9 protein-coding genes are annotated in these 11757 nt (G+C 42.1%); 4 read left to right on the top strand and 5 right to left on the bottom strand.

Annotation, left to right across the window (positions count from 1 at the left end):
- Positions 1-12: 12 nt before the first annotated feature.
- On the bottom strand, positions 13-2829 hold the full coding sequence (gene uvrA, locus QOL76_RS04555) for an excinuclease ABC subunit UvrA (RefSeq protein ID WP_283411848.1): 2817 nt from the start codon (positions 2827-2829) through the stop codon (positions 13-15).
- A 278-nt stretch (positions 2830-3107) separates the two neighbouring features.
- On the opposite strand from uvrA, the gene QOL76_RS04550 reads away from it, so the two are divergent.
- From QOL76_RS04550 to QOL76_RS04535, 4 genes are all read left to right on the top strand, one after another.
- Positions 3108-3626 (top strand): hypothetical protein, encoded by a 519-nt coding sequence (locus QOL76_RS04550; protein ID WP_283411847.1) that lies wholly within the window; start codon positions 3108-3110, stop codon positions 3624-3626.
- 167 nt (positions 3627-3793) lie between these two features.
- Positions 3794-4417 carry a nicotinamide riboside transporter PnuC gene (gene pnuC, locus QOL76_RS04545; RefSeq protein WP_283411846.1) on the top strand — a complete coding sequence of 208 codons (624 nt, stop codon included), beginning with the start codon at positions 3794-3796 and terminating at the stop codon, positions 4415-4417.
- A 171-nt stretch (positions 4418-4588) separates the two neighbouring features.
- Positions 4589-5101, top strand: coding sequence for an AAA family ATPase (locus QOL76_RS04540; RefSeq protein WP_283411845.1), 513 nt, complete (start codon positions 4589-4591; stop codon positions 5099-5101).
- A 24-nt stretch (positions 5102-5125) separates the two neighbouring features.
- Entirely contained in the window at positions 5126-6652 is a 1527-nt protein-coding gene (locus QOL76_RS04535; protein WP_283411844.1) for an arylsulfatase, read from the top strand.
- 15 nt (positions 6653-6667) lie between these two features.
- Here QOL76_RS04535 and QOL76_RS04530 read toward each other — a convergent pair whose 3' ends face one another.
- The 4 genes from QOL76_RS04530 to QOL76_RS04515 form a co-directional block, all read right to left on the bottom strand.
- Positions 6668-7753, bottom strand: coding sequence for a serine hydrolase domain-containing protein (locus QOL76_RS04530; protein WP_283411843.1), 1086 nt, complete (start codon positions 7751-7753; stop codon positions 6668-6670).
- A 349-nt stretch (positions 7754-8102) separates the two neighbouring features.
- A complete protein-coding gene (locus tag QOL76_RS04525) occupies positions 8103-9644 on the bottom strand; it encodes a M20/M25/M40 family metallo-hydrolase (protein ID WP_283411842.1) in 1542 nt (513 codons plus the stop codon).
- Between the two features lie 244 nt (positions 9645-9888).
- The gene (locus QOL76_RS04520; RefSeq protein ID WP_283411841.1) at positions 9889-10788 is read right to left on the bottom strand and encodes a sugar phosphate isomerase/epimerase family protein; all 900 of its coding nucleotides are present in this window, start codon (positions 10786-10788) and stop codon (positions 9889-9891) included.
- Positions 10789-10836: 48 nt separating this feature from the next.
- A complete protein-coding gene (locus QOL76_RS04515; RefSeq protein WP_283411840.1) occupies positions 10837-11661 on the bottom strand; it encodes an alpha/beta hydrolase in 825 nt (274 codons plus the stop codon).
- Positions 11662-11757 lie beyond the last annotated feature (96 nt).

The following is an 11757-nucleotide window of genomic DNA, read 5'->3' as shown; positions in this document are numbered from 1 at the left end:
GAAAGCCATGAATTACACAAAAGCCTCCCTCAAATACTTCGCAGTATAGTTCCCCTCTTCTTTCATCATATCCTCGGGAGTTCCTTCGAAAGTCAGATATCCTCCTTTGTTTCCTCCTTCTGGTCCTAAGTCGATTACCCAATCTGCAGATTTGATCACCTCGGTATTATGCTCAATGATGATTACTGAATGTCCCTGATCGATCAGTGCATTGATGGAATGCAGAAGTTTTTTGATGTCGTGGAAGTGTAGTCCAGTCGTCGGTTCATCAAAGATAAATAGGATATGATCACCCTGTTTAGTTCCGCCCTTACCTAGGAAGGAAGCCAGTTTTACACGCTGCGCTTCCCCGCCAGAAAGTGTATTGGAGCTTTGTCCCATACCAATATAGCCAAGCCCAACTTCCTGTAGTGGTTGCAGTTTGTTGATAATCTGAGTCTTTCCCTTAAAGAAATCTAAGGCTTCATCGATGGTCATATTCAATACGTCAGAGATGTCCTTCTCCTTGTACTTTACGTCCAATATCTCATTCTTAAATCGCTTGCCTTTGCAGGATTCGCAAGTGAGATGGATATCTGCCATAAACTGCATTTCAACAGTGGTGATTCCTTCTCCGGCGCAATTTTCACAGCGACCACCATCCACGTTGAAAGAGAAAAAAGCAGGTTTATAGCCTCGCTGCTTGGAAATAGGCTGCTCGGAGAAAAGCATACGAATTGCGTCATAGGCTTTCACATAAGTCACAGGATTAGATCGGGACGACTTTCCTATAGGGTTTTGATCCACAAATTCCACTTGAGAAATGGATTTGTAGTCTCCCTCGATCTTGTCGTACTTTCCACTTTCGTCGATGACAGTACCCAGCATTTTTCCCAAAGCAGGATAAAGCACTTTTTTGATCAGAGTAGACTTGCCTGAACCGGAAACTCCAGTTACACAGGTGAGCGTGTTCAGCGGGAATTTTACAGAAATGTTCTTAAGGTTATTTTCCCTAGCACCTTTTACCGTAATTGAATCCTTCCACTTGCGATTGCCATCTTTCTGGAAAATCAACTCTTCCCCACGCAAATATTTGGCAGTGTGCGTCTGAGCGGAGGTCATCAGTTCAGCTATTGTCCCTTGGAAAAGCAACTCTCCTCCATGTACACCAGCATCTGGGCCAATATCAATGATCTGATCAGCCGCTTTCATTACCTTTTCTTCGTGTTCAACTACGATCACGGTGTTGCCCAGATCTCGAAGTGACTTCAACACTTCGACCAAGCGATCGGTGTCTCTTGGATGCAAACCGATGCTTGGTTCATCTAAGATATACATGGAGCCTACCAGCGCAGAGCCCAAGGAAGTCGCCAATTTGATACGCTGAAATTCCCCGCCAGAAAGAGTAGAGGTCAATCGATTCAAAGTCAGGTATCCTAATCCAACCTGATCCATATACTCCAATCGACTCTGGATTTCCTTCAGCAATCTGTTCGCGATTTTTGCCTGATGGGGTGGAAGATCAAGGCTATTGAAAAATGGCAATGCTTCGTCAATCGGCATCAGCACGATATCCTGAATGGATTTATCTTCGATTTTTACATAAGAAGCATCTTTGCGCAAGCGCGTTCCCTTACAGTCAGGGCAAGTCGTACGACCGCGGAAACGTGAAAGCATTACGCGATATTGAATCTTATGAGTTTTGGTTTCCAGGTCTTTGAAAAATGCGTCCAGACCTTTGAAATACTTGTTCCCCGTCCAAAGCAAGGCTTTTTCCTTGTCATTCAGATCCTCATAAGCTCTATGAATAGGGAAGTCAAACTCGATTCCTTTTTTCAAAAGCGGTTCCACCCAAACTCGTGAGGATTCCCCTCGCCAAGGAGCAATTGCGCCTTCATAGACTGAAAGGTCCTTTTCGGGAATAACCAGATCGGGGTCAATTCCCAGCACATTTCCAAACCCTTCGCAGGTACGGCAGGCACCGAATGGATTGTTGAAAGAGAAGAAGTTGACCGAGGGGATCTCGAACTGCATGCCGTCGAGTTCAAAGCGATCTGAGAAACTCTTAGTCTCCTGACCAGGAATGGTAATCTTACAATCTCCGTGACCTTCGAAAAGCGCAGTTTGCACCGAATCAGCAATACGGAATTGATTGTCTTCATCCTTTTTGTGAACAGCCACACGGTCGATTAAGATCTCATAATTCCCCTTTTGAATCTTTTTTTCCTGAAGCAAATCTTCGACAAAATAGGCTTCATCGTCAATTAAAATCCGTGTATATCCTTTTTGCAAGAGCAATTCCAACTCTTGGTTGATCTTCCTTCCACGCTCAATTTGAAGCGGGCAGGAAATCATGACTTTTGATCCCTCTTCAAAAGATTGAATGTAATCCACGATGTCTGTGACGGTGTGATGCTTTACTTCTTTCCCAGAAATAGGCGAGATTGTTTTCCCTATTCTGGAGAAAAGTAGCTTGAGGTAATCGTAAATTTCTGTTGTTGTCCCTACGGTGGAGCGAGGATTTTTTGTATTGACTTTTTGCTGAATAGCGATGGCCGGAGCTACACCCTTGATGTATTCCACATCGGGTTTTTCCATCCTGCCGAGAAACTGGCGGGCATAAGAACTTAAGCTTTCCACATACATGCGTTGGCCTTCGGCAAACAGCGTATCGAAAGCCAAAGAAGACTTTCCAGAGCCCGAGAGCCCGGTTACAACAACAAATTTATTTCTTGGAATTGCGACGCTCAGGCTTTTCAGGTTGTTCACCCGGGCGTTTTTGATGATAATGAATTCCTTGGGATCGAGGGAATCGATGGATGTATTGGCTGTTAATGTACTCAAAGTCATAGGGGACAAAGTTACGAAAGGAACAGAGGAACTCCTTGGAAAGTTTGAAGCTTGCAGCAAATTGTCGGATATGGATAGCAATCCTTAATTCGCGATATGTTAAGATATACTAGTTCGTTTAGGCGAATGGCTTGGGGGGAAGTAGACAAATTTGCTGTAGCGTTTGTAATGAAGGAACCGTCATTTACATGTGAATGATGTTTCAAGGTTCTTTGAATTATCTTGGCGTGTCGCTTTATCCATATTTTGTAGCAGTTTTTTTACATTAAAATGAAATTATGAAAATTTTCAGCAAACGTTTTTGGGTTCTAATTCCGGTAGTTTTGGTACTGTTTTCTTGTGAGGAAGCAGAAAAGCCTTGCGGATGTACCAACCTTGACGTGGCCTTCCTTTTCAATGTAGTAAATCAAGAGAATGTTGATTTATTGGACCCAAGCGAGCCGAAACACCTTGAAGCGAGCGATTTGTCAGTTTCTTTTCTCCTCGATGGAGAGAAAGTGGAGGTTTATGACTCTAAGATTAACCATTTGAAAAGCTTTCCCAGGATTGTAGAACCGGAGCCTTTGGCGGGTGTGGATAAGTACATACTAAATGTGATTTTAAATTCATCAGAGGATGAAGCTATACCAACCACCTATTTGGAGTGGAAAGATGGATCAATAGATGAATTGCAAGCTGAATTTAGTTATAGTGGCAATTCTGTAATCGTTAAGAAGCTTTGGCTGAATGGAGATCTAATTTGGGATATGCAAAGGGATGGAGAAAAGCCTATTTACCCACTTGTTAAGCACTTCTAAGAACAGCGATTATCAAAGTTGCTTTCCATTAAAGATGCTTCCCATGGTTGGGAGGCATTTTTATTGGCTGGATATTTCCGCTTTTGGTTAAGTATTTTCCTGCCAGGCAATTCTCCAATCCGCCACTGCGGACAAGTACTTACAATTTTATTCCTTTTCTTCGCATAATGGAATTCCAATTTTTATATGATGGAATAAGGGAAGGCCTTGCTGCGATGACTTGGCTGGAAGCTATTGCTGTGTTTTTCGGAATTGCTTCTGTGGTTTATTCGATGCGGGAGCACATTTGGGTATATCCCACGGGCATTATTTCTACGCTCATCTACGTTTGGATTTGTTTGCAATACAAGCTCTACGCCGACATGGGTATTAACGCCTATTACTTCAGTATGTCTATTTTCGGCTGGTATGTTTGGACTCATCCGAAGGAGGGAAAAGCGGAGCTGCCTGTGACTTGGCTCAAACCTTCGGGTTGGGCGGTTTCATTAGGAATATTTGTGTTGTCTTATGTTGTTCTCGTATATGTTTTGGTCAATTTCACCGACAGCGATGTGCCGTATTGGGATTCCTTCACTACTGCTTCAGCTTTTGTAGGGATGTGGTTGATGGCAAAAAAGAAAGTGGAAAACTGGATATTTTGGATTTTGACTGATTTGGTGGCTGTACCACTTTATTTTTACAAAGGACTGATCCTGACATCATTTCAATACCTTTTCTTCACTATTTTGGCGATTATAGGATTAATTGCTTGGACCAAATCAGCGAGAAGACATGAGATTTATGCTTTATAATTAGATATTATTTCGCTCTTTCAGAGCTAAGGGAAACTAAATAATTGCTAACCCAGCCCGTTAGGCTGGGCTTAAGTATCTTGGGCTTTCAGCCTTATTCATACCACTTAAAATTCTGCTTTGCGCCCCTCCGTATTGACTCCGTGGCCTCTGCGGTAAAAAACCTTATCAATGCCCAATCCACAACGAATCTTAATTCTCGGTCCAGAATCAACAGGCAAAAGCACACTGGCAGAAGATCTGGCTAATCACTTTGGGGAGCCTTGGGTGCCAGAATATGCACGTGAATACTTAGATCAGTTAGGTAGAGAATATCGGTATGAGGATTTGTTGGAAATAGGGAAAGGGCAGGTTGCCTTGGAAGATGAGATAGCTAAAGGAGCGGAAAAGTATCTTTTTTGTGATACAGATTTGCGAGTTATCCACATTTGGTCGGAGCATAGATTTGGGAAGACTGATCCTTGGGTATTAGAGCAAATAACTGCCAGAAAGTATGCTAAAATCTTTCTTACCGATACCGATTTACCCTGGACACCAGACCCTTTGCGGGAATATCCAGAATTGGAGATGCGAAATTACTTTCTTGATTTATACACCAAATTGGCGAAGGAAAGCGGTTTTCCTTTTTATCTAATTTCTGGAAATAGGGATGAGCGGCTTACAAAAGCCCTCGAATTGCTTTAGTTTCGAATTTGAAAACACATTGCTATGACACGAAATATTCTCTCTCTAATTCTAGTACTCTCATTTTTTTCATGCCAAGAAGCTGAAGAACAGAAGCCCACTAAGCCCAATATAATTTTTATTTTGGCCGATGATTTAGGTTTTGGTGAGGTAGGTTATCAAGGTCAGAAGAAAATCAAAACGCCGAATATTGATGCCTTGTCAGAGACAGGAATGATTTTTACGAATCATTATTCCGGTGCACCAGTTTGCGCTCCTGCGAGATCCGTTTTGCTTACAGGAATGCATATGGGGCATTCTTATATACGCGGAAATGATGCTATGAAAGAGCGTGGAGATGTATGGGATTATGCCAAAGCTTCTGCAGATCCAAACCTTGAGGGGCAGAGAAATCTCCCTGCAGAAACAGAGACCATGAGCAAGATGCTTCAAAGAGCTGGTTATAAAACAGGTATTGTAGGTAAGTGGGGTTTGGGTGCGCCATTGACGGAAGGAATTCCAAATAACTTGGGTTTTGACTATTTCTACGGATACAATTGCCAGCGTCAAGCTCACAATCTCTACCCAACACACCTTTGGGAAAACAAAGAAAAAGTGATGTTGGATAATGACTTGGTCGTTCCGGCTACCAAACTGGGGGAAGGTGATGATCCAAATGATCCGGCGAGTTATGCCAAATATGAGCAGAATGATTATGCACCGGATTTGATGCATGAAAAGGCGATGAATTTCATCCAGGAAAATAAGGATGAGCCATTTTTCCTATACTATGCTTCTCCGCTTCCACATGTTCCTTTGCAGATTCCGAATGAAGATCGACAGGAATATATTTCCGAATTTGGATCTGAAGAACCTTATAATGGCAACAAAGGCTATTTTCCTAATCAATATCCAAATGCTACTTATGCGGCGATGATCACCAAGCTTGATCAGCAGATAGGGGAAATTAGAGCTAAGATACAAGCGCTTGGTTTGGAAGAAAATACCATGATCATCGTAACCAGTGACAATGGTCCAACTTATGTAGGTGGGGTAGATTATGAGCATTTCGAAAGCTCTGCTCCTTTCACTAACGGCTTTGGAAGAACAAAAGGCTTCCTATACGAAGGAGGTATTCGAGTTCCAATGTTGGTAAGCTGGCCAGGAAAGATTGAGAAGAGTACCTCGGATCACATTTCAGTTTTTTACGATATTTTCCCTACCCTGGCCGAGTTGGTAGGCGCATCTGTTCCTGAAAATTTGGATGGAAAAAGCTTCCTGCCGGAATTGATGGGGAAAGAACAAGATAAGCATGACTATCTCTATTGGGAATTTCCCGAAACTGGCGGTCAGCAAGCCGTAAGAATGGGAAACTGGAAAGCCGTACGTCAGAATATAGTTAAGGAAAATAACTTGGAAATCGAGTTGTATGATCTTTCAAAGGACATTCTGGAGCAGAACAATATTGCTGCTGATCACCCGGATTTGATTAAGAAATTTGAAGAAATCATGGCAAAAGAGCATGAAACTCCTGTGGTGAGTACTTTTAGAATGCCTGCTTTGGGCGATTGATTTTGTAGGAAGCAGTTACCATTTCCCCAAAGAAAGGGTAGCTGCTTCCACTAGTCTCATCATATCTGGGTGAGCATTATTGTTTAGGATGATGATGGTTTTATTTTCTTCCAAATAGCGAACGATGATCGTTGAGTATCCAGGGTTTCCACCAGTATGCATGACCATTTTCCCAAATGGACTTTGAGGCTTTATCTCCCAGCCAAATCCGTAATAGCTGCGTGTTCCATCGTTTAGCTTGAATGCACTATAAGCCTCTTCCATGGTCTTTTTGGAAACTAGCTTTTCGGTATAAAGAGCCTGATCCCATTTCAGCAAATCTTCTGCATTGCTGCTGACTCTTCCCGGGCCTTTTCTGTTGCCCAGCCAAATTGTGTAATCGGAGGATTGGAATGTATTTGCATTTACATAATTGCCGTTCCCATCTTTGATGTGTCCTGCGGCAAAATTCTTAACCTTCGCTTTTTCCTCCAAAGATCGGATGTCCGTGTTTTTCATGGCAAGAGGCTTAAAAATCCACTCCCGCATAAGTTCTACGAAATCCTCTCCAGTTGCTTTTTCCACAATACTAGCAAGAAGAACATAGCCCGTATTACTGTATTCGTATTTGTCGCCAGGTTCAAATGACTTCGCTGGTTTGTATTTGCGCAGGTATTCAAGAATCTCAGGGTTTCCGGCTACTTTGCTTTTGTCCCAATGCTGATTCATTACGGCCTGATAATCCGGTAATCCGCTGGTATGGGTGAGAAGATTACGAATGGTAATTCCCGGGTATGGAGTTTCGATGTACTTCGAAAGCTGATCATCAAAACTCAGAAGTCCTTTTTCCTTGCAAATCATAACCATCATTGCAGTGAATTGCTTAGATAGGGAAGCTAATTCGAAAATATCGCTTTCGTGTAGGAGTACACGATTTTCATAGGTTCGCATTCCCATCGCATCTTCGAGAAGTATTTTGCCATCTTCTGCTACGAGTACTACTCCAGAAAACCCTTCTGTCTGAGCTCTATCAATTGCTTCTTTTAGGATTTTTTGCTGTGCAAAAACACTAGGTTGTATAAGGATAAAAGCCAGAAGAAAGAGTGCAAGAAATCTATTCATGACAAGGGGATTTATCAGGAATTTACAAAAGGTTTTGCTGTTGCGCTAATATGGCGTGGAAATGAGGATATTGAAAAATATTATTAACCGCAAAGCCCATAAAGTCCCGCAGAGTTGGCAGAGCTTAATTTCGAGAGTGCGGCATTTATATATGAATGCTTTTGCCGTGAATTCTGTACGGCAGGTTTTTATATTTTTGTTTTAGAGTATTCTTTACTTAAGCAAAGGAATTTGGGCTATAACCTAATTCTCTATGTGGGAGAGAGGGTTGCTGGTGCCATCTGCGGTAAATAAAAACAAAAAAGCCACAGTTTCCCGTGGCTTTTAATATATAGATAAGAGGTTAATACTATTCTACTCCACCTTTTCTAGTAGGAGATCTTACTGCTGGCCATTCTGCCGGCTCACCACCTCTTCCGAGTGGTACACGTACCTCTCTGGATACCATGTCGTCCTCTTCGCTCGCCATATAAACCATGATTGCTGCCATGATCACGTTATTCTGAACGTCATCAAACACAATTTTATCATAAGTATCTAAATTAGTGTGCCAAGTATAGTTGAAATAAGACCAGTTCAAAGAGCTCAATGAAAATGCCGGAACACCAGCTGCCACGAAGGAGGCATAGTCAGATCCGCCACCTCCTGGATTGCCAGGAAAAGTAGTTTCCACATCTCTGGTGATCTCGCGAGGTACTTTGGACATCCATCTACCCAAATACTCATAGCTATGAATGAAGCCTTGTCCAGATACGTTGGCCACACGACCGGTTCCGTTATCCTGGTTGAAAAGCGCCTGGATTTTAGGCATCATCTCAGGGTGGTCTTCTACGAAAGCTCTAGAACCGTTCAGTCCCTGCTCTTCAGAACCCCAGTGACCTACCAAGATTGTACGCTTAGGGTTAGGATATACTTCTTTTAATACTCGCATCACTTCCATCATCATGATTGTACCAGTTCCGTTATCCGTAGCACCAGTACCGCCATCCCATGAGTCAAAGTGTGCAGAAAGCATCACATATTCGTCAGGCTTCTCAGTTCCTTTGATTTCAGCAATTGTGTTGAAAGTCGGAACCATGCCGTTTTCTTTAGATTGCGCATTAAGGTTGATCATTGGTTTTTCGCCACCTTCAGCCAATCTGAAAAGCAAGCCATAATCCTCCAAAGAAAGATCAACAGTAGGTACTTTTTTAGTTGATGCGGAGAAGATTTTGTTTGCTCCGAAACCTTGAGACCAGTAAGAAGTGATGATACCTAGTGCCCCTGCATCTTCAAGTGCGATAGGTAATTCTCTTCTGCCTTGACCTGTTTTTTGAAGTCTCTGGTTCCAAGCTGTATTAGATTCAGTACGTTCTTCTTTCATTTTCTCGAAAGATTCTTCAGTAGCGAATTCCTCCCAGTTGTAATCAGGACGGCCTGTCACCTGAGGAGCGGAGATCATTACATATTTGCCTTTTACAGAAGGAAGCCATGCTTTGAAAGCAGCTTCATCTGCTAGTTCAGGGATTACCACTACTTCACCTTGAGCCCCACCTTTTGGAGAAGATGGACTCCAAGCCAATTGCTGCCCTGCCAAGGATTTTGTCCAAGGAGCCACCATATCGATGTGGGTAATTCCTCTTTCCCAGCCTCTCCATTCGCCCCACTGCTCATTGCGAGCTTCTATGCCCCAGCCTTTGTATTTTGCAACTGCCCAATCGTGCGCTTTTTGCATTTGAGGGGAACCTACCAATCTTGGGCCGATACCGTCCATCAATTCGTGTCCTATCTGCTTGAGTTGGGAGTTTTCAGTTTCCTCTTTGATGATCTTTTCGATCACTTCATCTTGTGCTTGGACATTGCTGCCGAGAAGCAGCATCAGGCCCACGCCTAATAAGTATCTCTTTTTCATATGTTTATATTTGGTTTTCTTTGGTCAAATAGAATTTTATATGATCTAAAAATCCCAATCTGAGTAGGATTGAACATGCTCGATTCCATATATGACTATTTTATTTTTAAAATTATCGCTTAGTAACGTGATTTCCGCACCGTTGGTGGATTTATGGGCGTACAGAGATGTGCTTGTCCTAATGATTGAGCCCTTAGCTTCTGACTGTTTTTCTGTATAAAGGGGGAAATGTTTGGGATGACCCCTAAGCAAATAAGTTAATCAGATTCTTCTTAAAATAGGTAGCACTTTCTTTTACGCTTTGAATAGGGTTTTGCGCGAAATTCCCTCCTTGCTCAATGTAGTAGTATTCCATTCCGGAGAGGCTAGCAGCTGGGAGAATTTTGGTGTAATCAATTGATCCATTCCCCATTTCGGTATAGTCTCTCGAAACTTTATCCATGTCTTTGATATGCCACATGACAAATCTGCCTGGCGCTTTCATGAAAAGTTCATGGGCAGATAGTGGAGAGCTATGTGCGACCCAATACAGGTCGATCTGAAGTTTGACTAGCTCTGGATCTGTATTTTGCAAAATGATGTCATAGCCTATTTCACCGTTATGGTCAATAAACTCAAAATCATGATTATGATAGGCAAAGCCAAGTCCGGCTTTGTTCACTCTTTCTCCAATCAAATTCAGCTTATCAGCTAAGATCTTGAATTTTTCAATGGAGCGGGACTCTGGATCTAGCCATGGCCAGGTAATATACTTTTGGTTTAGGGCATGAGCTCCTACAATGCTTTGATCTGTATATCGCATCAAGTCCTCGGAGGATCCGTTGAAATACTTGATAAAATCGTAGTGACCAGAGGTGCTTACCAGAGAATTATCTTCCAAAACCTTCTTGAAATCAGTAGCCGGCATTCCATAGAATTCCTGTTTTTCACCATCATAACCATAAGTTTCGGTATCCTGATAGCCAAATCCAGCAATTGTTTTTAAAGCTAGTTTTGGATCTTCTGCCATGGGAGCTCTGATCGTAAAAAGCTGAAGTCCCATTTTGTAATCTTTAGCCTTCGGGGAATTGAATCCAGCTAGTCCAAAACTTGCAGCAGATACGGCAAGTCCGGTTTGCTTTATGAAATCACGGCGGTTAATCATTGAATGAGATTAATTAGATAATGTTGAAAAACACAGGAGTAAGATAGGCTACTTTGACTGCTCAAAATAGTTATGAAAAAATAGCAATTGGTATTGCACTGCATCCGCCCAATATTCCCAGGTATGGCCTCCAGGACCTGTGGTAAATGTATGGGGGATATTATTATAGGCTAGTTTTTCGTGGAGCTTTACATTGACATCGTAAAAGAAATCTTCTGTACCACAGCTGATGATTAATTTTAATTTGTTTGGAATCAGACGATTGCTTTGGTACATCACAGAATATTCTTCCCAGCGCTCAGGGTTTTCTGCTTTGGTTCCTAGGTATTTTTTCATTTCCCAGTTTTCTGGAAATGGGCTAATATCTACTCCTCCACTTAAGCTTCCGGCTGTTCCATAAGTGTCTTGATGACGAAAAGAAAGGTAAAGTGCACCATGACCTCCCATACTTAAACCCGTGATGGCCCGTCCTTCACGATTTGGAATTGTGCTATACTTTTGGTCAATAAACTCAACTAATTCCTCGCTCACGTAAGTCTCATATTTTGAGTCTCCCACTTCTGGACTGTCCCAGTACCAGCTTCCAAAATTACCATCGGGTGTGACGATAATCAGATCGTATAAATCTGCAAGGCTTTCTATTTGAGGGACTTTTTCGATCCAATTCTTATAGTTTCCTGAATAGCCATGAAGCAGGTAGACGACTGGATAATCCTTGGATTCGTTGTAATCTTTTGGCGTGATCACTACAGCTTTGATTTCTTTTTGCATGGAAGCACTGTAAGTCGCGACGGTGTCTACACTTGCCAGCGTAGTGAAGGAAAATAGAAAGAAAAAGGAAAAGACTAAATAGGGGGAATACTTAAATTTCATTAGGCAGTTAGGTTTACTATGTTTAGAGTAAAAATGGTAAAGAATACTTGGAATTCTTTTATGCCTAGGTAAAAAACGCTTTTGAATCAAAAATTC

It is taken from the genome of Algoriphagus winogradskyi (genome assembly GCF_900182815.1).
Classification (GTDB): Bacteria; Bacteroidota; Bacteroidia; order Cytophagales; family Cyclobacteriaceae; genus Algoriphagus; species Algoriphagus winogradskyi.
This window is presented reverse-complemented; position numbering and strand designations above follow the sequence as displayed.

What these genes read in the sequence shown, in the direction of transcription:
- uvrA (WP_283411848.1), bottom strand. Translation starts at nt 2,829, where the DNA reads ATGACTTTGAGTACATTAACAGCCAATACATCCATCGATTCCCTCGAT.
- QOL76_RS04550 (WP_283411847.1), top strand. Translation starts at nt 3,108, where the DNA reads ATGAAAATTTTCAGCAAACGTTTTTGGGTTCTAATTCCGGTAGTTTTG.
- pnuC (WP_283411846.1), top strand. Translation starts at nt 3,794, where the DNA reads ATGGAATTCCAATTTTTATATGATGGAATAAGGGAAGGCCTTGCTGCG.
- QOL76_RS04540 (WP_283411845.1), top strand. Translation starts at nt 4,589, where the DNA reads ATGCCCAATCCACAACGAATCTTAATTCTCGGTCCAGAATCAACAGGC.
- QOL76_RS04535 (WP_283411844.1), top strand. Translation starts at nt 5,126, where the DNA reads ATGACACGAAATATTCTCTCTCTAATTCTAGTACTCTCATTTTTTTCA.
- QOL76_RS04530 (WP_283411843.1), bottom strand. Translation starts at nt 7,753, where the DNA reads ATGAATAGATTTCTTGCACTCTTTCTTCTGGCTTTTATCCTTATACAA.
- QOL76_RS04525 (WP_283411842.1), bottom strand. Translation starts at nt 9,644, where the DNA reads ATGAAAAAGAGATACTTATTAGGCGTGGGCCTGATGCTGCTTCTCGGC.
- QOL76_RS04520 (WP_283411841.1), bottom strand. Translation starts at nt 10,788, where the DNA reads ATGATTAACCGCCGTGATTTCATAAAGCAAACCGGACTTGCCGTATCT.
- QOL76_RS04515 (WP_283411840.1), bottom strand. Translation starts at nt 11,661, where the DNA reads ATGAAATTTAAGTATTCCCCCTATTTAGTCTTTTCCTTTTTCTTTCTA.